The sequence below is a fragment of the Nostoc sp. genome (genome assembly GCF_036917615.1).
In the GTDB taxonomy this organism is placed as follows: Bacteria; Cyanobacteriota; Cyanobacteriia; order Cyanobacteriales; family Nostocaceae; genus Nostoc.
The window spans coordinates 57208-82991 of the sequence record NZ_JBALCZ010000074.1; the positions used below are offsets into that span (position 1 = coordinate 57208).

Below are 25784 nucleotides of genomic sequence, written 5' to 3' on the forward strand. Positions count from 1 at the left end.
TTGAAATTTAATCCAAAATTGAATTGCCCAATGCTTAAATCAAAACCACCCTTCTTGTTCCAGGGTTTCAATCAACTGCAAGCCACGGGGATCACCTACTCCTAACAGTGAGGCTTTGGCGTCTTCCCGTACTCCCAAATCTTGGTCTTCGGCAAAGGCTTGAATTAGGGCGTCGATCGCTGTGGCATAAACTACATTAGAAGGCAGTTCGCGGCACAGTTGACCAATTGCCCAAGCACTGTTACTCCGCACTGCTGCCACGGGATCTTGGACTAAGGCTTCAATTAATGGTGGTATTGCGCCTATAACTGCTTCGTAACCCACTTCTGCCATCTGTGCTAAGGCGCTAGCAGCCCACAAACGCACTGCGGAAATGTCGGTTCTGAGGGCATCTGCTAAGGGTGGTAAAGAACGGCGATCGCGACAGTTTCCTAAAGCCCAAACAACACCTTTACGCACATAGCCATTCCAATCACTGTTTAGTTGAGTAATTAATGGACTCACTGCTTCTGAACTGGGATTGCGTCCGATACCATAGGCTGCACTCACCCGTACTAAGGGACAGGTATCAGTTAACAGGCGAATCAGATGGGGGGTAGCACGCACATCTTCAATATCACAAAAAGCACGCGCTGCTAACATTCTTTGCTGGGGCTGGGGATTTTCCAGCAAGGCTAGCATCACTTCTGGATTAGGTTTCGCCACATCTGATTCGGCAGTTAGCGGCTCTATTTTATCTAAGGGGCTTTCTAGCTCCTCCTCAATATCGAGTAGGCTGAGATCGTCTTCGTCATACATAATTTCATTTCAATCCCTTTTCGGGATTAACACATAATCCCCCGCGCCAATAAGTTAAAGCTTTATATATATTAGTTGGGTTCTTATACATTTTCCCTTCTTCCTCGTTGAGTTTTATCCAAACGAGAACCGCCATAACTCAGACGCTACAGTATGTTACCGCTATCATCTAGTTTATTTTTCTGCACTCAGGAATTTTACCATCCACAGGGATTGTGTTTGATAACCTAATTGATTGTAAAGATTTAATGCGGGTTTGTTGGATTGAAACACTTGCAGTCCAATCTGGCGATCGCCTCTTTCAATAGCCCAATTTTCCACATATTCCACCAAGGCTCTACCAATACCCCGTCGCCGATGTTCTGGCACAACGTAGAGGATAAAGATGTGAGCATGACGGTTACCCTGCACTTGATCTATAACATTGCCCACCCAGAGGCAGGCTATGGGTGGATGGGGGGATGGGGGAGCAGAAGGGATGTGGGGAAAGAATTGCTCCTCTGCCCCTCTGCCCCTTTGCCCCCATGCCTCTTCCTCGACCCACCACAAGGGCGTATCGCTGAAAAAGTATTGCTTAACTGTTTGTTCTAGGTGAGAAAAATCCTCGTTGGGAAAAAGATCCTGGTAAGTTCGCTCCATGAATTTAACCAGCAGCGCCCGATCCAATGTGGAACCACGGCGAATAATATACCCCGGTAGTAGTTGCTCAGACACTTCTGACGTTTATTGATTTAGCTAGCTGAGTTATACGAAATTGGGGAAGGATGTCTTGTTTGACTCCCACAGGATAACGGATTGGAAACCGCTTCTATCAAGCATTTTTCTGTGTGTCCTAATTAGGAATTACGTAGCTTGCTTCTCGCCATTCGCGTAGCGTCTCGTAGAGAAGGCGAGTATTACGAATTAGTATGTACTGCTGGTAGTAAATCAGTTGGAGTCGGTTGATAACTTACTTCTACCTCTTCAATTGGTGCGGGTGCTGCCATATCGGAGGGTAAAAAGATGCGGGCGCTGACTGCCACTAGCGCAAAAACAAATACTAATACTGCAAGCAAGGGGGCGATGTACTGACGAAAAATAGCCATATTTTAGATTGCAAACAAGCTCGAAACTTTTATGAGAACTTAGCTGAAGATTTGTGAATTATTCTGGAATTATTTTAGCGATTTTCTGTGCATGGGAATGGGAAATGGGGCATTTTTATTCTTCTTTTACTCCTCTGCCCCTCTGCTTGTGCAGTATTATTGGTGTTCGCGCTCCAAATCATCAAGCACTCTCTCGCAATACCAATTCTCCGGCATCCCAGGATAAGTCTCCTTTGCCTGTTCAATTAACCGTTCGGCAGCGGCAGCGTCACCTAATAACTTAGCGATTAGCCTGTTTTTGAGATAGCTATCAGATACACCATCCTCTACCTGGTTTGGTATCCTTTCATTTATAGTTGATGGCCGGGACTGCTCTCTCCGCAACTGCCAAAATAAAACGTAATAAAGTGTACCAAAAATTAAAATTAGGCTGAGTGTTCCGAAAAAAGTTAGGAGGTTAAATGCTAGAAATCCCAGAACTAACTGTGAGAGAACATACCCAAGTAATAAACCAGTGAGTAAGAGAATAAATGTGCCGACAGCAATAACTACTTGATTCCCCATATATCCTCTTCTTCCTCAAGTCCTGGTCTGGATACTGCCACTGGCTGAGGGTTCCAGGGGGCAACTAACGGTAAAAGTAGCAATCCAGGTAAGGCTGCTACTAGGGTTAGTAAGAAAAATGAGGGCCAGCCTGTGGCCTTAGCCCAATCTCCGGCAGGAGCTGAAAGAACGTCTCTACTAATAGCCATTAAGCTAGAGAATAAAGCAAACTGAGTAGTTGTAAAGCGGTGGTTACAAAGGTTCATTAAAAATGCAACTGTAGCAACTGTGACTAATCCAGCACTGAAGTTTTCGATGTTCACTGCCAACACTAAAAGCGAATAATCTTTGCCAGCAACCGCTAACGCATAATAACCCAAGTTACTCAATAATTGCAGTATGCCAAATATCCATAGACTGCGATTGAGGTTAATTCTAGTCATAATGACGCCACCGACTAATACGCCGACTGTCGTCGCTAGAAAGCCTATTCCAGCTTGAATTGCCCCAATCTCAGTTTTGGTAAAACTGATTTCCCGCAAAAATAAATTCGCTGTGATTCCCACCAAAGAATCACCTAGCTTATAGAGGACGATAAAAACTAGGATGACGCTACCTTGAGGAAGCCCAAATCGATGAAAGAATTCCTTGAATGGTAGGAAAATTGCTTCTTGTAAATTTTGGGGCGGACTATCTTCTCTTACCTCACCTAATAACTCTGTCGGTAATAACAAAGATGTGACTATCCAGGCTAATATCAAAGTTGCTAATAGCCAATAAAATATAGGTAGGGAGATAAAGCCGACAAATACACCTCCGATTAATCCAACTACCAACACAGTTATAAATAGCAGAAAAATGACATCTTTGAAAGATAGGGGTGTAGCTTTTTGTGTGTTGTCGCGGAGCTTTGGTTCTGCTGGTGCCCATAAAGTTGTCAGTATACTCCCTGCCATTAAAGCTGCCATGAGTAAGTAAACACCATTCCAAGGGATATGATCTGCTAGAACTAAAGCTAAAGAACTGGTAATAAACAGGGCTAAACGATAGCCTAGAACCCAAACTGATGCACCTGTTTTGGATTCTAGGGGATTTAAAATGTCCGTGCGGTAAGCATCACCGGCAATGTCTTGGGTGGCACTCAAAAAAGTGATGATCAGACAGTTGATTGCCAGAACTTGTAATACTTGGTCATTTTGGGCAGGCTGTTGTAATGCTAGAAGTGCGATCGCTAATGCTAATCCCAGTTGCGTGATTACTAGCCAACCCCGCCTTCCTCCTAGAACTGGCGGTATAAATCTATCTAATAAAGGTGACCATAAGAATTTCAGGGAATAAGGCAAAGCCAGCAGACCAAATAAAGTAATTTTCCCTATATCAACCTTGGCATCTTGCATCCACAACTGCAACGTTCTACTAGTTAAAAACAACGGCAACCCAGATGCAAAACCTAGCAATAACAAAGCACCCATCTTACGACTTTGGACAGCTTGTCGCAGTGCTTGCATTTCTCTCATTGTTTAAACATTCCTTATCACCTTGGATTAATTTCACTTAAGAATGCACGTTATCGCATACAGCAACCGCCTATCATGCAAAGTTTGCAGAAATTATAAAGCTGTGCGCTTCACGTAAAATTGGTAAGCTAATTGCAGTTATCTTGCCACACCTGCTATACCATCTCATGCATATACGCCAGTTTGTACCAAATCTTCTTGGCTGATATGCTCATTAAGAATGTCCTGAAAGTCTTAGCTTTTCCTTAACTTTCCTGAATTGGATAAACCTGATGCCCCCTGATTTCTACTCTGTGTACAGCAAGGCATTTTTCCCAACCTTCACGCGTACCAATGTCGCTTTTTTGGTTAAGCAGCCCTAATTCCTGTTCTTGTTGGGTGAGTTTAGCAAATTCTTCGTAACGAGGGTAGTTGCTGGTAACAAATGTTTCCTTACGGTGCAAAATCGGCGGATTTGGCCTAGTTTCGTAGTCTCGATGAGTGACGAATAGGGTTTTTAAATCAATACCTATGCTGGCTTTTAACGCGGGGTGGGGATCAGTATCGAATTCGGGGTAAGACAGATAGGAGATTTGCGGTTTATCAGTGTGATATTTGATTAATGTGGCTTCATCGACACGCCCAATGGTACGGCTAGCGCAACCTTCACAAATTCGTAGTACGGGGTCAAGTGCTGCTAATGCCGAAACATGCACGTAAAGCGCACCGCGTGTATGTTTACCAATTTTGCTTTTTTCGCAAGCAGTTTGAATCACCCCAGGTTTGCCTAAGCTGAAAAGTTTTTGGTCGGCTACTTGACAAGCTTCCTCATAGCTACTAAAAAAGGCTTTGATATCGTGACGCATTTGGGCTGCTAGCTTCTGCCATGCGGGGCGTTGATCAAAGTGGGTGAGGGCAAGATAAACTTGGATATCCAGAGAGCGACGGTAAGCTATCGCATCCCATTCTGCTTCGTCGGTAGCTTGTAAAACTACACCGAAGGCGCGACGAAAGTTACCAAATTCGCTCAGTAATTCCTGTTCATTTTCCAATTCGCCTTTGGCTGGTAATCTACCGCGCTTGGTAAAAAAAGCCATGAGTGGTTGCAGCTGTTCTTGATAGTCTTCAAACCGCTTGATGGGGATGCGGACTCTGGGCGTAGAGGTGGTAGAAAAGAAGCGGATAGCTTTGTAACTTTCTTTTTCGGCTTCATCTCGAAAAACAAAGTAGACGCCTAACGCTATCGGCACCGCATCTACACTTAGCACTTCATCAATATAAGTTTTGAGTTCTTCTTGTTCGTAATATTTCTGAAAAGTATTGCGGCGCGTCACAATGCCATCGTTGTAAGCAAGCTGCGTTTTGCTGGGAGCATTAATCAGTATTTGAGCAGCGACAATTAAAACTTTCCCAGTGAGTTCCCAGGCTTGGCGAAGGCTTTGACGGCGTTCTTCTGGATCTTCAATGACGTTGAGGATATAGCCCAAGTTAACCACATCGGCGGCGGTACATGGTACATCGGGATAGTAGTAAGGATCCCAGCCTGCACTGGTGTAGCCTAAGTTGCCTACTCGCTGTACATCACCACCGTAGCCGCAACCGTAATCAAAAAAAGTGGTGTCTTGAGTTAGGATTGCCCATTCTATTGCCAATCGCACGGGGCGAGATAAATCAGTGCGAGCGATCGCAGCTCTATGACGCTCGATTTCTAGCGCTTCAGGCATAATATTAGTTGTCAGTTAACAGTGAACAGTTAACAATCAACTAATATCCTTTCAATTTTTAATGGCCAATTCAATTAAATCTTCAATTTTCTTGATATTTGGATCGCCTGCTAAGTAACCAATACCGCGATGCAAATGTAAGCGAAATTGGCTGGCGAGGGTTTCTTTGTCGGTGGGATAACCGTCATTGTGACAGCGTTGCTTGAGGGCGAGGAGGAGTATATCGGACATTTCGCCGCCAAAGACGCGCCAAGTCATTTCGACGTTGCTATCTTGGGGAATTGGGACGGGGGAGGGTGCGGCTGGTTCTGCAAGGGAACGACAAAACGCCCAACGGCATAGGATATTCCATTGGTCGATTTTGGTGCTGCGTCTGAGTTTGGTAAGTTGGTCTTTGGCTGTTTGGGAAAGTTTTATTCTTTCGATTGGGGATTCCATGATTAAAGGTTAAAGGAATGCTTTCACATAATTAACAATAGTAGGACTTACGTACACTCTACGAATTCTTCTCTGCGAGACGCTTCTCTACGAGAGGCTCCGCCAACGCGTTCACGTAGTGTCTCGTAGAGAAGGCGGTTCAATAAATTAAACTTTTTGGCAATTTTTACGTAAGTCCTGAATAGTTAATAGCTTGTTATTAATTTTGTATAATATACACTTACGTATATAGCAATCTTAAATGAGTCGTGAAAAATATAGATAAGGAAACAAACCACCAAGAACGCAAAGGACACAAAGAGAAGAAAGAAGAAAGAGATATATAATTTTCATATATTATTTATGACTGCTATATAAATAGAAACTTTTTAAGTAGTATAAGTAGAGCGGTGTAAATAATTAAAGGTTTATACTAAACGCAAACAGCGTCTCGTAGAGAGGACTAATCTCAATATTTTTGACATTATTTAATCTAGTTTTATCTATTCTCGCCTACTCACTTAAATATCTTAATAAATATTTTTTGGATATTTTTTTAGCTAAGAAGAGTAAAAGTGATGAAAAATAATTTTTTATTGTGAAAGGATATCATGGCTAAATTGCAATTACATTTCAATGGTTCTTTTGCGCTTAAAAAAGACGAAATAAGTAGAATTCTTCATACTGCTGCCCAAGATGAAGGCTTAAATGATAGCTTGCCCAATTTGATGGAGAAAACAAGTTTAGGTAATGGCAAAGTAGGACGAGTAAAAAGTTGGGCAGTACGTGCAGGGTTAATTAAGAATAATCGTCCCAGTCCAGAAGGGGAAATTGTCTTGCGACTAGATCCCAGCTTGGAGTCAAATATTACAGATTGGTTGATGCACTTTTATTTAAGTTTTGGCGATCGAGGCCTCAAACCAACACCAGAGAATCCTGCTGATTGGGGTGGATGGTCTTACTTTATATATACGTTTTTACCTCGTTATAGTAAATTTACTAGTGAAGAATTGCTGGATCACAGTGCGTCTGTCTTTGAAGAAGAAAGCAAAGTGATTGCTGACAGAATTAAATTTATCTTGCGGGCATACACTGAGTTTACAGCTTTAGCATCGTGCAAGTTTATTACCCAAGAAAAGGATAAATATGTTGGCAAAGATGCTCATTTACCTAACTCTTATTTGGTGGGATATTTCTTGGCAAAGCTGTGGGAACGTAACTTTAAAAGCGAAGGTTCTGTTCTCACTGAGTCTATTTTGAACGAGAAAATGGGACTTGCTGGCGTACTAGGGGTAAAAGTAGAGGCATTACAAGAACAACTAAATGCATTAGAAGCTTACGGCATCATCGAACAGCGACGGACAGTACCTCCTTTTCAAGTGATTCCGCGCTGGGATGAACCCTTGGCACTGCTAGAGAAGGCGTATGACAGATAAAGATTACTTGCTGCTACATTCATCTGCTACTTTGGGACACAGCTGATGAAACCGAACTGGTACGTATCGCTCAACAACCATAACCATTTAAGGTGAAACTATTTATTTTCCAAAATGATAGTTATGTCATCTATTTCGGGAGTATAAATAATTCTCTTCACTAGCCATGTTTTATTTTTTAATTGTACTTCTTCACCTATTCTCGGAATAAATTGTAAGTTATAATACTTACCTAGAAATTCTTCTGCATTCCCTTTCCAAAAAATTGTTCTTGTCAGTTCACCAGTTTTGTTACTCATTTTTCTTCCTCTTAATATTATTTCTTGCAGTTATTTTGTACTATGAAAAACTGTTTAAGCAGTTTCACTCAATAGTTGCAGAATAAATTTGAGTGGAATTTCTATCCGATCAGAGCGATTATTTAGTTCATCACCTACTGCATCAATCGCTTGCTCTAGAAGATAGGCAAAAAGCAGCACATCTAGTTCTTCTGTTGTCTTTGGAAGGAAAGATTCTTTATTAGCAGTTTCTAAATAAGAATTCAAAAAGCTAGTACTGATCCAGGTATACCAAAACTGTCCCCATTGTTCTATAAGGGGTAAATTTTCCGGCAGGATCATCCCAGATTCTTTTTGATAGTGGAGAGCTTCGTTAACTGCATAGTTGAAAGATAGCAACATTCCCGCTACATCTTGTAGAGGCGATCGCTTTATGCGTCGTTCACTGAAACTGCGATCTGCTTTGCCTTCAAAATCAGGAAGAATAAAGTCTTTTCCTGTGTAAAATACTTGCGATAATTCGTAGTTTCCATGATAACGAGTCCGCAATGCAGTAATTTTTTGTCTGACAATTAACTGAAAGCGGTCTAAAATTTTCTGTTGGCTATTAAGAACTTCTAATGCTAATGGTTGAGTATTGATTGGCAAGTAGTTTGCTCGTTCTTTTAACAACCGAAATACTTGTCCGGTTAAGTTACGTGCATTTTGATATATCGAACGTTGATAAAGTGATGAAAAAGATTCTGGAGCAAAGTCTGAGCTATCTATATTTGTAGCTAGCGCTATATGTAATTCAGCTGTAGATTTACCCAACAGTTCAACACTTTGCAGGTAAGAAGTTATAGTTGCAATTGCCAATTCTGGAATCTCAATTCTCTGTAAATCTAACAAATAACCTGATGGAAGAGGCACTTCGGTAATAGTGGCGTGTTCTGTGGTAACTAAATCAAAGTACTTTTGCAAACTATCAAGGGTGTAGTCCCAGCCACTGCGAATATCTGAAATAAACTCTTGTAATATGCCTATAGTCGTGGGTAGAGCAGTGTTATTGCCTGTTTTATTTGTACGGCGGTACTCTAAAGCACCAGCTAGAAAAACTGAGTGTTGCAAGCGTTTTTTCTGGTATAGGAAACGCCGGATTTCTAAATCTGGGTGCAAACCCTCCTCGACTTTGCGGAAGAGTTTTAACAACAAGCGATCGCCATAAACTATATAAGTATTGGTTTGTTCTTCTTTATTTAGGACAATCGGCTCACCATTGGTTAACTGTTGGCGCAATTCCGAGAATGAATCAGTAGTAGTGCCAAATAATTCTCTGGTTATCCCTTTATAAGAGTGATGATTAGCGATCGCATCATCTAGCAGTGAGGTGAGAAAGTTCTTGTCTGCTAAAGCATCAAATAAAATTCCAACTTCTTGAGTATTGGGTGGAGGAGTGTCTGTTCTGCCTTGCACCCCAAGCCGTGCAATCACAGCTTGCGGCATTTCTGCCAAAAGATGTGTTGCTTGCTTACCTTCTGCATAGGCGAGAAACAACAGATAAGTTTCGTTGTTTCCCTGGATATAATCTACCTGCAACCAAACAATTTCAGCTATCTGCTGGTTATAGGGTAAAGAAATCGCTTCAATGATTTGTGTTGATTGTACAGTCCGAGTTTTGCCGCCAAACCAGCTACAGGTATAAAGGTAATCCCGCAACGTTGATTCTAGAATGCTTTTTGACTCTCGTTGCAAAATCACATTCTGCCATGAACCATTTACTAACAGATAACTCAAGTCTGCTTGGGGTTTAGGGGGTTGAGTTGAGCTAGGTTTACGTTGTAAGGTGAACCAGTAAAACCCGTAAGGACTTAAGCTGAGGAAATAGGGCGATTCTGTAATCGGTGGGAACTCAGTGGAACCAAAAATTTCTACTGGTAGTAGCCCATTGAAGGTTGATAAATCTAACGCCACCGTTTGCACATAACGAGATAAATTTGCTACTACCAAGATTTGTTCTTCAGAGGTGATCCGGCTGAAAGCAAAAACTTTGCGATTATTAGACTGTAGCAATTCAAAACGCCCTTCACCCAATGCCGGAAACCGTTTGCGAGTAGCAATTAAACGTTTCATCCAATACCAGAGAGAATTGGTATTAGTCCGTTGTGCCTCGACGTTAAGGGCTTCGTAGTGATATTCTGAGTCAACGATGACAGGTAGATACAAGCGTTGCGGGTTGCCGCGACTAAAACCGGCATTGCGGTCAGAACTCCACTGCATAGGTGTGCGAACACCATTGCGATCGCCTAGATAAACATTATCTCCCATGCCAATTTCATCACCGTAGTAAAGTACGGGGGTTCCTGGTAGGGATAACAGTAAACTATTGAGTAACTCAATTTGGCGGCGGTCATTGCCCAAAAGCGGCGCTAATCTGCGGCGAATACCTAAATTTACCCGCATCATTGGGTCTTGTGCATAGGCCCCATACATAAAATCGCGGTCTTCATCTGTCACCATTTCTAGAGTCAGTTCGTCATGGTTGCGGAGGAACAATGCCCACTGACAGTTATCAGGAATGGATGGAGTTTGCTGGAGAATATCTACAATCGGGAAATTATCTTCCATCCGCACTGCCATAAACAAACGTGGCATTAGGGGAAAATGAAAGTTCATGTGACACTCATCCCCCGCACCGAAATATTGAGCTGCATCTTCAGGCCATTGGTTCGCCTCAGCTAGTAACATCCGGTTAGGAAATTTCGCATCGATGTGCGATCGCAACTCCTTCAAATACGCATGGGTTTCGGGTAAGTTTTCGGAGTTCGTTCCTTCCCGTTCGTATAGATAAGGTACAGCATCCATACGTAGTCCATCTACGCCCATCTCCAACCAAAAATCTAGAACATCAAATACTGCCTCGCGCACCAAAGGATTGTCATAATTCAAATCAGGCTGATGGGAATAGAAACGATGCCAGCAATAAGCTTTGGCAACTGGATCCCAAGCCCAGTTAGATGTCTCAAAATCTTGGAAGATAATTCGCGATTCTTGGTATTTTTCAGGAGTATCACTCCAAACATAAAAATCTCGCTCCTGACTCCCTTTTGGGGCACGACGTGCTCTTTGAAACCAAGGATGTTGGTCAGAGGTATGGTTAATAATTAACTCAATAATTACACGAATACCCCGCTGATGAGCAGCGCTCAAAAACGCTTTAAAGTCTTCCAACGTGCCATAGATAGAATTGACACTAGTGTAATCAGCAATATCGTAACCATCGTCCTTGAGTGGTGAAGGAAAAAAAGGTAACAACCAGATAGCAGTAATACCTAAATCTTGTAGATAGTCTAGTTTTTCTGTCAGCCCTTGAAAATCACCAATACCATCACCATTACTGTCAGCAAATGTCCGAACACTTAGTTCGTAGATAATTGCATTTTTAAACCATAATGGGTCATCTTTCAAGCTGGAGTTTGGCATTTTAAAAAGATATGCGATCGCATATCTAAAAGAACTATATTTTTACTTGATACAATCGCTGAGATTATCAGCTTATTTATCTTACACGAGTAATGTATACACTTTCTTACTTAAGTAATAAAACTACCAAACGAACTATATTTAGTGATAAATAATCATACCAACTGCGTATATACATATAATTTTTTTCGGATGCAAAAATGTCACAAAACTTATTGCAAACTATATCTTTAGTTAGTGGTAAGGTCGTTAAATATATTGTATACATGTAGGCTCAAAAAATTACGTAGACGCGTAGCGGTGAGGGGATAGCAGTCTTCTCTACGAGACGCTGCGCGTTCGCATAGCGTTCCGAAGGAAAGGCGGTTCCCGTCGTTAGCGCAACGGTAGCGAGTCATCGAGCGTCTTGCGATAGCGAAGCGTTAGCGAGTCTTGTCTGCGACACGCTACGCGAACGAGCGTCACCCCCGAACCCAGAGGGCTTGTCGTTAGACATCGGTCAATTTTTTAACAAACAATATCTACTACCAAAAATATCCTGGTTGGATAGTTGTTTGGCGGCTGGCGGAGTCGTATTTGAGGAGATATTCGCGGGCGATCGCTTCGTTTTCTCGCAGTGTTTCTACTTCTTTCTTTCCAATCTCGGTATCGGTAGATAGCAGAATTACTTGATGGCTGGCGGATGGGAAGTAACGTTCAACTAAGTTGCTGCGGTGGGAAGAGTCTAGTCTGCCTAGTGGCGTATCGATGGCTACTGGTAGGCGGTGTCCAGAGACTTTGGCTAAACCCCAGAGGAAGGCGATCGCAAGTAGTTGTTTTTCACCAGCAGAGAGGCGATGTTTAGGGACAGGTTTACCATTTAAATCATAAAGGGAAAGGCTGAAAGTCTTGGTATCAATGGTGATACGATGCACTAAGTCTGATTTGTGCAGGAGATAAAGGAAGCAATTTTTAACTTCTTCCTCTAATTTATTGAGTTTTCGCAGGGTTAATTTTTCACGAAAAATCTTGAGTGTGTCTTGAACTTTTGCTACTGAGGTAATAATATGTTCGCTATTTTTATGTTTAATATTTTCTACTGTATATTCACTTAATTCTTTTTTTGACTTGGCAATAATAGTTTCTAAGTCAGCTAAACGGCGGCGGATTGTTTCGTAATTTGCTTTAGCTTCAACAACTTGATTTTGTGCCGCTTCTAGTGCTTGACGCAGCTTGGTATAATCTTCAGGTGCTGCTGCTGTCTGTACTTGTCTTTCTAGAGTATGAATTTCTTCTTCTTTATTTTTGAGAATAGCTAATTTCTCTTTTGCAGAAATTTTAGAATTTTGTAAATGATATATGAGATTATCTAGCTGACTTAAAGTTTCATCATCAGCTAATAGCCAAGGTGCTTCTATCTGGATAGTCTTTGCATATAAACTATCTACATCTTGGATTAGAAAAGATTGAATTTTTTCAACCTGTATCGGGGAAATTTCCCCTTGATTTAGCCAAGTTAGTAAGCGCTGATCTCGCTCAATTAACAAATCTTTAGAAATTTGTACCTGTTGATGGCGAAATTCTTTTTCTCCCTGCGTTTGCACTTGAGTAAGCAAATTGGGAATTAATGCCAGAGGTAAAACATCAGCCGCCAATTCACACATCGACTGTCGTACTTGTTCAATTTTCGCAGTTTTTGTATCCTGTTGTAGTTCCAATTGATTGCGTTCTGCTGCAATCTTTCCACCTTCAGAAATAAATTTATCAAAGGCTTCTTGCTGCTTTTGTTCTAATTCTTCTACCTGATTTTTGAGAGTTTCTAATTTTTCTCCTGTTGTTTGATAATCTTCTTGCTGTTGGGTTAACCTAGTTTCAATTTCCTCTAGGTTTGCTAAATCTTTACTATTACCTACTTCTTTAAGTTTACGATTAACTAAGATATCTAAATCAACTGCTAAACGGTCTGCTAATTCTAGTCCTAAAAGTCCGCAAATTGCATCTACTACAAGTGGTGGTGGTGTTTCCTGTTCTGCAAGTTCTTTAACCTGTTCACCGTCAAAGAGAAATAAGTTAGAAATTCCTAATGGCAGGAGATTTTCAATATATTCATCCCAGATATTAACTAAAGCATCAGGCCATGTATCACTGTCACCTAAAATACCTAATGTATCTTTACCGTCTTTAGGATTTTTTGTCCAACTACGCACAACACGGTATTTTATTGGCTTATCGTTTTCAATATGTTCAAAAAGTAATTCAATACGGGTGTCTGCAACGGCATCTATTTTGTTATTAACACATTGATTGAGAAAATCGTTATAACTTAAATTACCACGGGTGGAACATTGGGCGCGGGGGCCATAAAGAGCGAGACGAATGGCATCCATGAGGGTAGTTTTTCCGCCGCCATTCATCCCACCTAAGAGGATAATTGGGTGTGAGTTTTCCTCATCAATTTTTGGGTTAAGATTGATTACCTGTTTCCCACTGTAGGGGCCAAAGTTTTGTAAAACGAGTTCTAGAAATATCATTTATCTAATTGTGGGTCTCTCTGGTCTCTATTATTTTATTATTCTGAATTTTCCTTTTTAAATTTCATACTTGCCCAAGTTACCTGTTCATCACTTTCACTTTCACCTTCATCTACTTCATTAATTGCTGCAACATCGCCCAAAGTCATCTGCTTAACTTTTGCAACGTCACCTTGACTAACTGCTTCGCTTAATTCGCGTTTCAACCGAGCATTTTTAATCGCATCTTCTGGAGAACGGGAACTCGTATTAAAACATTTTTCGAGGGTTTCATATATTCCTACGCGACGAGCCTTTTTGCGATACTGGCGTTCTGTGTCTAACAATTTCGCCATAAGTTCTAAGTGCATCGCGTCACCTTCACAGATTTCTTCTAATACTATCCATTCATCACGACCTAGTAAGCTATAGTCAGCACCAGGACGGGGGTCTTGAAATTCTTCGCCAGTCACTTCTTGATAAATCCGCGGTAAGCTATCATCAAATTCGTGTTTGTCTTCTAGCCAAATGCGGCGAATTTCGCTCATTTCTTCTAGAGTAATTAGGGTGATGTCGCGCATATTTTCTGGCGCTGTACGACGGGTTTTTGTTTGCGCTTCTAATAATCGTCTGAGCCAATGTTCCCGCCAATATTTTGTATAAGGGCCAGGTATTGGTTCAACAGAGATTTCTCCGTTTTTATTGCGTTCAAATAGTTGGACATCTCCCCAAATTCTTCTAAAATCTCTTTTGTCTCGGTCATCTTTAATATCTAGTTCGTTACGGATATCTAATAATGGCTGCATCCATTCTTTTTCTTCATCATTTTGGATCATCGCCTCCATTGATTTATCCTTATTCACTAGTGTGCAAACCCAGCAGCCAAATCGGGAATCACCACAGCTAGGAGTAGAAGTATCAACAACTAATGGACATTCATTATCGGCTGTTGCACCTCGATACATAGCAAATAATTCTTTATTGCTTTGTCCCCAAGGATTATCACATTGATTAAGGTATATCCAGACATCATTATTACTCCAATCTTCAATGGGAGTATAGATTAGAGAGTTGGGTAGGCTGGCATTAGGACTCAGGCGATCTCGTACTCTATCAACTTGATGCTTTTTCATTGTGGCAGCACGTTTGGAGCTTTCTGCTTTGCGAGTACCCAATACAAGAATTGTTTCACCGTTAGCTCTAACTATTTCACGGATGAATTGATTAGCAGGATTAATTTTCAAACGTGGTGTACACCAGCGAAACTGGTTACGAGGTGCTGGATATCCCTTACCAATAAGATTTACCCAAAATGTGTCTTCAATTACTGGTTGTAGTAAATGTGGATCAATTGGCATCCCCTGTTTTTGAGCAGCTACCTTGAGATTTTGTAAGGATTTGCGAACCCAAGCAGACACTACAGGATTTTCTACCTTCGTATCAGTTGTAATTACATAAACCGTTTTAGTTCTTTTTTCTGGAGGAAGAGCAGCGATCGCATTCCACACAAGCTGCAATACTGTACTAGAATCTTTTCCCCAAGACACGCCTAAAACCCAAGGAATCTCATCTAAACAATACAATTCTTGAATTTCAGTGTTGAGAGCTTGGATGTAATCCACTAACTCTGCTACAGTACGTGTTTGCTGACCTTTATTTTCTGCTTGTTGTGCTGTAGTCATTTCTCCTTCTCTCTGAAAACACTGGTGTAATATCTAGGCGAATATAATTCGCGTCTACACGAGACTTTACCCACCTCTGTGGGTTGAATAAAAGTTTTTAAAAACCTTACTACTAATATCCAATTTTTTGGATAATTAAACTACATAATACTATTCTGTTTTCAAAATTTAACATGAAAGATAGTGCATCTGACCCAACTGCTGACATCGCTAGAGAGTACCTAGAACGGGAAAACAAGGAAAAACAGGTACTAGCTTTACTCCTGGAGAAGTTTTTAGGGAGAAAAGATCAGATTCTCGTTCAAAAAACCGAGATGGGTGGTACTGAGGCTTATGTTAGCTCTGTTACTCTGGAATGGTTTGCAGGTCGGGTTCACTTCGCCTCTGGCTTACCTCTGTTTCAAAAAAAGTATAATCCTGAGACTGATAATGTCGAAATTGACGCGGATAGTATTGATGAAATTCAGCAGCGTCCCCTTGATTGGTCACGTCAAGCACCGCTAGTGCAGTATTTAGCGGCTCGACAAAATCACAAATTTCCGCCGGTGCTAGTGGTGATTAATCAACCGTGGGTGGATAATCCTAAAGCTGCTGAGTGGGATAGCGAAGGACGCGCCACAAAGTCTACGACTGATTTTATACCCCTCGATAAAGACAGTAAGGTAGGTCTGCTAAATATTTCTGAGGATAATGTAACCATTTATGCACTAGATGGACAACATCGATTAATGGGAGTTCAGGGGTTGATGGAGTTAATCAAAACTCGTAAACTCCAGCGCTATAAAAAAGATAAAGGTGCTGATGACAGTTTTATTACAGTCAATGATTTGATAGAAAAGTACCAAGTAGACCTTGCTTACTTGCAAAACTTACCCAAGGAAAAAATTGGTATTGAGTTTATCTGTGCGGTAGCGGCTAGGGAAACTCGCACCCAGGCGAGGCGGAGGGTAAGATCAATTTTTGTTCATGTCAACCTGATGGCTGCACCCTTGACTAAAGGGCAACTAACCCAGTTGAATGAGGATGATGGTTTTGCGATCGTTGCTAGAAAAATTGCAGTTACACATCCACTATTAGAACAACGACAAGAACGCAATCCCCGCGTCAATTGGAATAGTGCAACAGTGGCTTCCAATTCTACAGTTTTGACGACCTTGCAAGCTCTGCAAGATATGTCTGAGCGATATTTGGCTCAAAAGTTCCCCCACTGGAAACCCTTGGAAAAAGGTCTAATTCCCATGCGTCCAGAGGATGAAGAACTTGAGCAGGGAATTAAGGAATTCAATAAGCTATTTGATTCTTTAGCTAGTCTTTCCAGTTATAAAATTTTAGAACACGAGGATACACCAGCTTTACGGCGGTTCAGCTTTGAGAAGGATGGAGGTGAAGGAAATATGCTTTTCCGTCCGGTTGCTCAAGTTGCATTAGCGCAAGCTTTGGGAATTTTAGTTTTTAAAAAAGGTTTTTCTCTGGCAGATATTTTTAAGAAACTGCGGAAGTTTGACCAGCAAGGCGGCTTTAGTGGTATGGAATATCCCCAATCTCTCTGGTATGGGGTTTTGTATGACCCAAATAAAAAACGGGTGCAGGTTGCAGGGCGAGATTTGGCGGCGAAGTTATTGGTTTACATTCTGGGTGGAATTCAGGAACAGATGGAGCGTGCTGAACTTCGTAAGGCTTTAGCTGATGCTAGGACTGTGGAAGATAAAACTATAGGTTTTGATGGCAAGTTTGTTGAACTCAAAGAGGTAGGGCTTCCACCCGTTCTCTAGTTGCTAATGATTACTCACCTTTAAAGAAATTATTATGCTACCCTGATACGTAATGTATAAAGGGAATCTATTTTGTGGCATGGCTATATGGCAGTGATGCTGTGCAACAGCTAAGTGAAAACGTCGTATTGTATGATTTGGCACAGATGCGTGGAAATAGTGCTGTTTTAAGCCGCATCCCCGATAATATCGGCGGTGTCTACGCTTGGTATCGTCGCTTTGAAATTGATGCTAATGCCATCAATGATCCTGAAGTCTTCGCTGATTATATTTTGGGGGAACTTTGTAAGGATCATTCGGCTCCGAGAGAAACAAAACTGCCTCCAGCACACCGGATAAAACTCGAAGCAGAGACTTCATTTTCTAAAGAGCTTTTGTTGAAAGAGTTAGCTGCTGATTCTTCCTTTCGTCAACTGCTCTTTATGGTTTTGAATAATTCCCTCATATTTCAGCAGCCATTATATATAGGAAAGGCAACTAATTTATACTCTAGAATTCGCAGTCATATTCGTGAAGGTAGCATTTTACGCGATCGCCTTGCAGATGCTGGACACAAAATCCATAAATGCAGATTGCTAATTATTCATACTTCATATAATACAGACACTATGTCAGATAGTGTTGATGAGGATGACGAATTAGATAATCAAATTGAAGAAGACTATGAATTTTCTAAACTCGCTTCAGACAAACTAGTTGAAGATATTTTATCTAGACTATTTCTTCCATCATTTACTCTTAGATACGGTTGAGATCAAATGCTGATATTCTCAAATAATGAAGGGAAATCAAGATTCAATAAACCTCTGTACGGTTTAACTGGTATTTATACTTTATCTGAAGGTGTAGCACTGCCATACGTTCTTTCTTTGGTTGATGTTAACCGAGCTATTGATGAGTTAAAAATAGCTGAACAAATCCCCGCTTCGTTAGATACAAAATGGTCTCTTAAAGAGCTTTTTCAACGAGAAATTGATGAGAAGAGAGTAGAAGATGACATAGTTAAAGGTTATCTTTTAGATCCAAATAAGCTGAAGTTTTTTAATGCAATTACTATTGTATTAATGCCAAAGGACAGCGATGGTAAGATTCAGAACGCTTTTGATGAGGCTACAAACGTAACACCTCCCCCTATACCTTGGGATGGCACAGATCCTGATGACGAACAATGGAAGAATTTTCAAAGTGAAGTTGCGAACTTCGGGGGTGTTCAATTTGTTTCTACTGGAGTTTCTGCTCGGCTGCGTTGGGATGAAGATAGAGTATTAGCAGTAGCAGTAGATGGACAACATCGTCTTTGGGCGCTCCGTACCTTTCGTGAAGATCCCAGGTTTCGAGGTGGTACTCTTCGCACAATTGAGCAACAAACAAAAATACCAATTTTATTTATCTTGCTTCATCCTAGTGCGGGCTTCAAGAATCTTCAGAGTGCTTCTGATTATTCAATCCGGGGAATCGCTCGTGAATTATTCACTGATTTGAATAAGAATGCTAAGACTGTAGATAAGGCTAGAGAGCTTATTCTTGATGACAAAAGCATTAGCGCCCAATGCGTTAGAACTTTATTAACTGAGAGTACAGGGGAAGATGCGAGAGATAAACTTCCTCTTTCTCTAGTACGCTGGCAAGACGACTCAAACCGATTTGATAGTTCCTACTACCTAAATTCATTAGTTCATTTAGATTTGCTGATTTCAGCAGCACTGGATCTGAAACCACCACGCGATCCAATGGAAAAGAAGCACGTACTAGATTTTATCGAAAGTATTGACTCTGCTCTTGGTACAGGTGACGAAAAAGTTCAATACGAAGGGCGTACTCTTGAAGAATATTACATAGAAGACTATTGTGACGAAGATGGAAATCCTGTTACACCATTTTCTCGAATACCAGAAAATTATCTTGGCTCTGCAATAGAAGGTTTTAAAGTTAACTTTCGTTCTTGGCTACTCAAACTTTTGCTGGAATTTAAGCCATATCGAAACCTGCTCCAGTATGCTCGTGAGCATGATTTGATTGTGGGTACTTTTGGTAGCTACCAAGCTCAGACTAGTAAACATAAAGGAATTATTCGAGAGCAAGAAATTGCTAAGGATAGTGATTGGAATAGCCGAGAGATACTCTCGCATCAAGTTGCTATTAATAGCATGAAAGATAATCAATGGGCTTTCAAAGCTATATTCCAGAAAGCTATAGTTCGTCTTGGCAGAATTGTGGAGTTTGACTATAAAGCCAAAGACACAAATTTAGGTAATATCGATGACGTATTGAGTTGTCTAGATAGATTATATGACAAAGGTATTTTAAAAGTAGATGCTAACCTGCCAGATTATCCTTTTCGTTTATGAACATTTATAGCAATAAACCAGGGTACTGACAAAATTAAAGTTGCGAAAACTGTAGAGGATAGAATATTTTCCTTATTGTGCTTGTGGTATTTCGGCTCTCGTAAAACAGAAATCGACGCTGCAAGAGGTTCTCAAATTTTATCGCGGCGAAAACTACTCAATTTCTTTAGTGCAGATAAAAATAAAGCTGAGTGGGCAGGTTGCACAGATGCTTACAAGGCATTATATAAAGGTTTTGATACTGTTGCTTTTTATGGAAAAGAACATGAAAAAATGAACACTCAACAAAAAGAAGACATGATTCGAGATAGGTTTTCTGCTATACTCGCTATTGGTTTGCCAGAATTAAATACTCAATCTTCACTTCTGCAAATATCAGAACAAGAGGATGAAGTTGATTCTGAATAACAATATAAAGTCTATTAAAGTTAATTTTTATTAAGTTTTAATAGAGGGTAGTTCAAGATAGGAATTTGGTTAGATCAAATTCCTCATCTTGCTGCTCTGCATTCGTTCTCTGATAACTAAGAATCAATAAAAGTCGCTCTGAATAGTCTACTGCTCCACGCAGTTCATTTTGTATAATCTCTAAGCCAGCATTAGCATATTCTTCAAAAATGTGAATGCGTTGCTCGTCAGCTACATTATCATCATCTATAATCTTAATGTTTTCTGTTTCGGTGATAGCCAACAAATTAATTAATAGAGTGAAGCTGCTAGTAAAATAATCTTGTCGCAGTGGGGATAAATCTTTAGAAATTACGTCTAAAGGAATGCGCTTTTTATTTTTAACGCCCAATGCTGCTGCAAATACCATAACTTCTACATAAGTCTGAAAAGGGCCAGTTGTGTCTTTTGATGCTACTAGAGATTTCACAAACTCAGCCTTATCTTTAGCAACCCTGATTCTGTTTGCAGCCATGATATTAATATCTACATTGTTGCCATCTTAACCGACAGCCAAAAGCGATGCCTACGATGGTCACTGAGCTTTGCCGTTCGCGCAGCGTCTCGTAGAGAAGTGCTGGCTACGCCTACGCACTTGCTAAGGTATTATTTTATAATAGTATGCAGGTGATCGCTAAACAAACAAATTATCCACTAGCATAGTCCATCCTGGTACTGCGGGTTCAGCTTCCGCCACCTCACCACGGCGATACACTTGCGGTTCTTCAGAATTATCAGCACGATATACTATAATTACTTCCTCTTTAAATACATCCACATCCCAAACTACCAAAGCGCCTTGGCGGTTCGTTTCTCTAAAACGTATTCCTGGGGAGTCATATACTTTCCGTCTGGACTCGCAACCATAACTTCATCCTTTAAACATTACGTTCAACCGCGATAATTTCAGTATATTCATACTCGTTCGGACTTTGTTTCACCAAAGGATATCTTTCCCCAGCCAACTCAATATAATCTTGTTCGCAATCCGGCTTAGATGAATAATACGTAAGCACATATTCTCTACCGATTCTGTCTGTCATTTCTGCTTCTACTTCACCCCGCCACTGAGTCTTAGTAACTAAAACTATCAACTGATTCGCTAATTGGGGAATTGTTTTCGCAATATGTCGCCGTGAACTTTCATCTAAACTACCGAAAGGTGAATCCATGACAATTGGGAAAGTGCTACTATCGGGAATCATCATCATTTTTCGTTTCTCACTCCATTCCCGCACTTTGTCAATGATGCTGGCTATAAAAGATAAACTGAGAATCTGATTTTCCCCAGTGGATGCTGCAACTGGTGCTTCTACACCTGTGGTATTTTCTACTAATGTCAGTTCATATTTATCGCTAATTTTAGGAATGTATGGAGTCACAGAAATTTCTGTGAATATCTCTTGTACTCGTTTTTCTAGTTGCAGACGAAATTGTTGTTCCTGACGATTTCTAACTTCTGTTAACCGTTCGATTGCATCTTGAGTGGCGTTAATCCGTCGCTGTGCTAAAGTTTGCTTGTCTTCATTCAGCTTTTGTTTAGCAATTTGTTTGTTCAAACCCTCAATTTCAGTTGTGAGTTGAGCAATTTGCTGCTGATTTGCACCCTGTTCTCGATTCAATTCATCAATTTTACTTTCAATTTCATCTAATCGTTTTTGTAAACTGCTAATTTCTTCATTAGCATCTTTTCGTAACCGTTCTTGAATATTGTCTAAATCGCCTTCAATTTGGGATATGCTTTGCCTTAACTGATTAATTCTAGTTTGTTCTCTATCAACTTCTTCCCAAAATCCGATTGCTTGCTTATCAATTTCATCTACTTGAGCGCTCATCCGAATTGCAGTCTCTTCTACCGCTGAGGAACCTGCTCTATTTAACCAAGTACTCACATGAGTATGAGAATGATTACCCTCGTATAATTCTACGCCACAAATACAGCGTTGAGAATTGAGTAAATCATTCACAAATTCCCGCGATATTCCTGATGTTAACTCGCCTCGCTGCTTCAAATCATTGATAATTCCTCGGAACTGTGCTGTAGTTTCTGACAATAAAACGGTATAACCCCGCGCGGAAATAACTTTTTTTAGCGCTTCTTTGGTTTTTTTATATTCTTCTTGATTCGCCACTTTCTGAGATTCTAAATTCTGCCATCTTTCTTGCAATTCCTTAGCAGCACTCAGTTCTCGCAAACGGTTACTTGTCTCTTTTTTAAAAGTTTGTTGATATTCTAACTCTTCTTTAATTTCTGTTTGCCGTTTGGTAATACGTTCACGCTCTCGCTCTATCTTTTCTTGCTGTCGTAAAAGTTGTTTAGTTTCAGAATCACCAATAGCTTTTAACTCATTTTCTAGATTTTTTTTAGCATCTCCCAAATGTCTGATGGAACGGTTGATTACTTCCACACCCAAGAAAATTTTTGTAGCTTCGGCAATTTCAGCTTTTTTGTCTGAACGAACGATTTCTTCAATTCGTTCGCCGTCAAAGAAAAAATATTGATGTAAAGTAGCCGGTAAAATTTGATTGATTATATCATCTGGTTGCTGATTTGGTATATTCCATTTACCATCGTCCCCACCAACCCACATGGTTAATTGAGTTTTGCCAGCATCAAAGTCACTTTCGTTTTTGTAACCCCGACAGGCGCGTTTAACTCGATAGCGTTTACCTTCATGTTCCCAGCCAATTTCTACCCAACATTCTACAGCCTGACCTTTTTGATTTTCTGCGATCGCACGCTTATTTACCAACTGCTCTATCGATGCAAATGCCGCACTAAATTTATCATACAATACCCACGTAAAGGCATTCAGCAAGCTAGTTTTGCCAGAGCCATTATTGCCATGAATAATTGTCGTGTTGTGAACATCTCCACCAGCCAGGATCATCTCTGGTGTCGTACCATAAAAGGAGCGAAAGTTGCATAGCTTGATTGAAGTCAGCTTCATCGCACCTCTTCCTTAATAATGTCCAAAATATTATCATTTATATGGCTGTTAATCTTCTTATCTAGCCTGCCTTTTTCCAGCTTCCATACTCGCTCAATAATTTGCCGTACTTCCGGTGTAGCGCTGGTTATTGGCTCCTGTACATCGTCGATATTCGCCTCTTGTGACATATTGAGTTTTGAAATATACTTTTTTCTATATTTTAATCTCTAGTGCTGGAATCGCCTCAGTAAAGCCACTGTTTGCGTTATCTTTGAAATCCTAATTTTATTTAAAAAACACTTTATTCTTTAATTGTTTTCTGTTATTATAGTTAATAATTTCTATAATAATGCAATGTAAGCAGCTTTAAAATTTCTACTTACATCCAATTATAATCAAAGTCATAATTTTATTATTTCATACTGAATGCTTCTTTTTTCAAAACTATAAAAATTTTATAAAAAAAGATAACTATTCTCTGGTTGATCATCAAATATCTAATAACCCATATCGCTTTTGTAAATCAAGTAACTTCATTCTTGCTTCACCAGCGTTATCAGCCAAATCAGCAAACTCTACAAACCGACGTAATTCCTTTTTCAACAGATTGCGCTCAACTTCTATAGTTTCTCTATCTAAATCTGGTGGTAAAACAATCATGTCAAATATTGTCGCGCGTTCCTTAGCAGGATGAGGACGCAAAACTCGCCCCCGTCGCTGGATAAACTGGCGGGGATTACCAGAACTTGATAAAATCACCGCAGTTTGAATTGCTGGAATATCAACACCTTCATCTAAACAACGAATTGCGACTAAACCCTGCAACTCTCCACTTTCAAATTGATGCCGCAATGTTTCCCTTTCTTGTAAAGTTGTTTGAGCCGTATAGGTACTTACCTTATACCCCAAATCCACTCCCAGAATTTTAGCAACAGCTTTAAGTTGACGTAGGGATGAACGTTGTCCCGCATCTTGTGAAGCATCGCTACAATAAAAAAGAGTATGAGTAGTTTCGCGGCGAGTTGCCATTAATTCATGCAAGGCGGTTAATTTATTTTCCGCTGCACCAATTAATCTTGCTCTTTGCATCAACAACGGCTTCAAATCTTCATTGTCTTCAAATCCGGATTCGCCATTTTCTCGATCCCGATACAATAGCGATCGCCCAATTCTTTTAGTTAACTTTAAATAGGCAATGCTTTCTGCTTCAGTTAACTCTACCAACACCGGATAATACAGATAATGTACCAAAGCACCTTGAGCGATCGCATCCCTCAAAGTAAACTCTGGCTGGAGAACTGGGCCAAAATAATCAAATATAGATTGCGTACCAAAATCATCAAAATACCTCTCCGGTGTGGCAGATAAAGCCAGTCTCAACCCAACGCGACGCGGTAAACTTTCTTCTAACTTGGGTGCGCCTAAATTATGCGCCTCATCCCCAATAATTAAAGTTTTGGCGGGAAAATATTTGAGTTGAGACTGAAAACCATCTCCAATTAAAGTGGAGTTCGTAGTAATCACCGTCACAAACCGTTGAGAACCAGAACGCAGATTATAAATTTGCGTAGAAAGTTGACTTTGCCAAGTGCGTAAATTCTCAAAGGCTAAAATGGGCTGCAAATTAAATTTTTCACATTCTCGCGCCCATTGGGTGACAAGATGGCGATAGGGACACACCACCAACAAAACTTGTAAATTAATCTGCTGATATAATTCACAAGCGATCGCTAGTGCAGTGATCGTTTTACCACTACCAGTAGCCATTTTCAGCGTCCCTCTGCCATTGTTTGTAAACCAGCTAGCGATCGCTTGTTGCTGATATTGCCGCAATTGCAGAGATGGAGGCATTCTTGGGCATCCTGGTAATGGTTGCAGAGTGTGATAACTGCCCTTACTTTCCCTTGCAAATGGTAATTTTAATCGAAATGCGCCACGGGGAGTATCCTCGTGGTCACTTTCGCGGAAAGTGGGCAGTTGCTGCACTGGATTTTGCGTCAGGTACATATGTTAAGCACAAAATTGGTGATGAACCCTAGTAATGAGTTAGGAGTTAGGAGTTAGGAGTTGGGAGTTGGGAGTTGGGAGTTGGGAGTTGGGAGTTAGAAGTTGGGAGTTAGTAATTTAAAACTCATAACTCATCACTCATCACTCATCACTTTCTTATTACTCAGTTGTAACCGCGCCAAACACCAATGAGAGAACCTTGCACCTGCACCTGTATAGCGCTGACTTCAATGGGGTTGTACTTAGGATTTGCTGGTTTGAGGGTAACGCGATCGCCTTGGCGATAAAAACGTTTTAAAGTCGTACCGAATCCATCAACTCTGGCGGCGACGATCGTGCCATTTTTCAAATGATTTGGTTCTGCTACTGGACGCAGGAATACTACATCGCCATCAGCAATTAAATCTTCAATCATGCTATCGCCAGTTACCCGCAAAGCGTAGGTTTGGGGAGGTAATGAGAAATTAGAAAAGTCTAAATGATCTACAGCATCAGTAAATGGTTCTATTAAACCACCAGCAGCGATCGTCCCCAAAATTGGTACACCTTGCTTCACAGCATGCAAAATCCGAATCGTTCGCGCTTGGCCTTCAGTCCATTCTATATATCCCTTAGTACGTAAATGTTCTAAGCGACTTTGAATTGGTGCTGGTGACTTCAAATTCATCGCCTGCATCATTTGCCGAATTGAAGGCGAATGCTGGTGCGATCGGATGTATTCTGCCAACCATTCGTAAAGTTCTTGTTGAGCTTCCGTTAGATGTTCCATAAATTTCCAGGAAGTAATTATAAATCTCTCTAGAACATTAGTACTACAAAAAACTCCCCATAACAAGAGAAAAGTAAAAATATGAAAAGCAAAAGCAA

22 protein-coding genes are annotated in these 25784 nt (G+C 40.6%); 5 read left to right on the plus strand and 17 right to left on the minus strand.

Annotation, left to right across the window (positions count from 1 at the left end):
- Positions 1 to 39: 39 nt before the first annotated feature.
- The 7 genes from V7K85_RS26985 to dndE form a co-directional block, all read right to left on the minus strand.
- Positions 40 to 798, minus strand: a complete 759-nt coding sequence (locus V7K85_RS26985; protein ID WP_334818292.1) for a HEAT repeat domain-containing protein — start codon at positions 796 to 798, stop codon at positions 40 to 42.
- Between the two features lie 174 nt (positions 799 to 972).
- A complete protein-coding gene (locus V7K85_RS26990) occupies positions 973 to 1512 on the minus strand; it encodes a GNAT family N-acetyltransferase (protein ID WP_334818294.1) in 540 nt (179 codons plus the stop codon).
- Between the two features lie 182 nt (positions 1513 to 1694).
- A complete protein-coding gene (locus V7K85_RS26995; RefSeq protein ID WP_334818296.1) occupies positions 1695 to 1883 on the minus strand; it encodes a hypothetical protein in 189 nt (62 codons plus the stop codon).
- A 156-nt stretch (positions 1884 to 2039) separates the two neighbouring features.
- Positions 2040 to 2447, minus strand: a complete 408-nt coding sequence (locus V7K85_RS27000) for an ABC transporter permease (protein WP_334818298.1) — start codon at positions 2445 to 2447, stop codon at positions 2040 to 2042.
- Positions 2432 to 3943, minus strand: a complete 1512-nt coding sequence (locus V7K85_RS27005) for an AmpG family muropeptide MFS transporter (RefSeq protein WP_334818300.1) — start codon at positions 3941 to 3943, stop codon at positions 2432 to 2434. Before V7K85_RS27005 ends, V7K85_RS27000 begins: the two co-directional genes overlap by 16 nt.
- Before the next feature lie 245 nt (positions 3944 to 4188).
- Complete coding sequence (locus V7K85_RS27010) at positions 4189 to 5646, minus strand: DNA phosphorothioation-associated putative methyltransferase (RefSeq protein ID WP_334818302.1); 1458 nt, start codon at positions 5644 to 5646, stop codon at positions 4189 to 4191.
- Positions 5647 to 5697: 51 nt separating this feature from the next.
- On the minus strand, positions 5698 to 6084 hold the full coding sequence (dndE, locus tag V7K85_RS27015) for a DNA sulfur modification protein DndE (protein ID WP_334818304.1): 387 nt from the start codon (positions 6082 to 6084) through the stop codon (positions 5698 to 5700).
- A gap of 590 nt (positions 6085 to 6674) precedes the next feature.
- On the opposite strand from dndE, the gene V7K85_RS27020 reads away from it, so the two are divergent.
- Positions 6675 to 7499, plus strand: a complete 825-nt coding sequence (locus tag V7K85_RS27020) for a DUF4007 family protein (RefSeq protein ID WP_334818306.1) — start codon at positions 6675 to 6677, stop codon at positions 7497 to 7499.
- Between the two features lie 98 nt (positions 7500 to 7597).
- Here V7K85_RS27020 and V7K85_RS27025 read toward each other — a convergent pair whose 3' ends face one another.
- The 4 genes from V7K85_RS27025 to dndC form a co-directional block, all read right to left on the minus strand.
- Entirely contained in the window at positions 7598 to 7798 is a 201-nt protein-coding gene (locus V7K85_RS27025; RefSeq protein ID WP_334818308.1) for a hypothetical protein, read from the minus strand.
- Positions 7799 to 7852: 54 nt separating this feature from the next.
- On the minus strand, positions 7853 to 11239 hold the full coding sequence (treS, locus tag V7K85_RS27030) for a maltose alpha-D-glucosyltransferase (protein ID WP_334818310.1): 3387 nt from the start codon (positions 11237 to 11239) through the stop codon (positions 7853 to 7855).
- A gap of 524 nt (positions 11240 to 11763) precedes the next feature.
- Positions 11764 to 13749 (minus strand): DNA sulfur modification protein DndD, encoded by a 1986-nt coding sequence (gene dndD / locus V7K85_RS27035; protein ID WP_334818312.1) that lies wholly within the window; start codon positions 13747 to 13749, stop codon positions 11764 to 11766.
- Positions 13750 to 13787: 38 nt separating this feature from the next.
- A complete protein-coding gene (dndC, locus tag V7K85_RS27040) occupies positions 13788 to 15410 on the minus strand; it encodes a DNA phosphorothioation system sulfurtransferase DndC (protein ID WP_334818314.1) in 1623 nt (540 codons plus the stop codon).
- A gap of 173 nt (positions 15411 to 15583) precedes the next feature.
- Here dndC and V7K85_RS27045 point away from each other — a divergent pair, with 173 nt between their 5' ends.
- The 4 genes from V7K85_RS27045 to V7K85_RS27060 all read left to right on the plus strand — a co-directional run bounded on the left by V7K85_RS27045 (position 15584) and on the right by V7K85_RS27060 (position 19938).
- Positions 15584 to 17182 (plus strand): DGQHR domain-containing protein, encoded by a 1599-nt coding sequence (locus V7K85_RS27045; protein WP_334818316.1) that lies wholly within the window; start codon positions 15584 to 15586, stop codon positions 17180 to 17182.
- Positions 17183 to 17256: 74 nt separating this feature from the next.
- Positions 17257 to 17934, plus strand: a complete 678-nt coding sequence (locus tag V7K85_RS27050; RefSeq protein ID WP_334818318.1) for a GIY-YIG nuclease family protein — start codon at positions 17257 to 17259, stop codon at positions 17932 to 17934.
- Positions 17935 to 17940: 6 nt separating this feature from the next.
- Positions 17941 to 19530, plus strand: coding sequence for a DNA sulfur modification protein DndB (locus tag V7K85_RS27055; protein ID WP_334818320.1), 1590 nt, complete (start codon positions 17941 to 17943; stop codon positions 19528 to 19530).
- A gap of 81 nt (positions 19531 to 19611) precedes the next feature.
- Positions 19612 to 19938 (plus strand): hypothetical protein, encoded by a 327-nt coding sequence (locus V7K85_RS27060; protein ID WP_334818322.1) that lies wholly within the window; start codon positions 19612 to 19614, stop codon positions 19936 to 19938.
- Positions 19939 to 19990: 52 nt separating this feature from the next.
- On the opposite strand, the gene V7K85_RS27065 is transcribed toward V7K85_RS27060, so the two are convergent.
- The 6 genes from V7K85_RS27065 to lexA form a co-directional block, all read right to left on the minus strand.
- Positions 19991 to 20452, minus strand: coding sequence for a DNA phosphorothioation-associated protein 4 (locus V7K85_RS27065; RefSeq protein ID WP_334818324.1), 462 nt, complete (start codon positions 20450 to 20452; stop codon positions 19991 to 19993).
- 159 nt (positions 20453 to 20611) lie between these two features.
- Entirely contained in the window at positions 20612 to 20755 is a 144-nt protein-coding gene (locus tag V7K85_RS27070; protein ID WP_334818325.1) for a hypothetical protein, read from the minus strand.
- A gap of 100 nt (positions 20756 to 20855) precedes the next feature.
- On the minus strand, positions 20856 to 22928 hold the full coding sequence (locus V7K85_RS27075) for an AAA family ATPase (RefSeq protein ID WP_334818327.1): 2073 nt from the start codon (positions 22926 to 22928) through the stop codon (positions 20856 to 20858).
- Positions 22925 to 23098: a hypothetical protein gene (locus V7K85_RS27080; RefSeq protein WP_334818329.1), complete on the minus strand. Its 174-nt coding sequence runs from the start codon at positions 23096 to 23098 to the stop codon at positions 22925 to 22927. The genes V7K85_RS27075 and V7K85_RS27080 overlap by 4 nt, the downstream gene beginning before the upstream one ends.
- A gap of 301 nt (positions 23099 to 23399) precedes the next feature.
- Positions 23400 to 24917 carry a DNA phosphorothioation system restriction enzyme gene (locus V7K85_RS27085; RefSeq protein ID WP_334818331.1) on the minus strand — a complete coding sequence of 506 codons (1518 nt, stop codon included), beginning with the start codon at positions 24915 to 24917 and terminating at the stop codon, positions 23400 to 23402.
- A 163-nt stretch (positions 24918 to 25080) separates the two neighbouring features.
- Positions 25081 to 25686 (minus strand): transcriptional repressor LexA, encoded by a 606-nt coding sequence (lexA, locus tag V7K85_RS27090; protein WP_334818333.1) that lies wholly within the window; start codon positions 25684 to 25686, stop codon positions 25081 to 25083.
- Positions 25687 to 25784 lie beyond the last annotated feature (98 nt).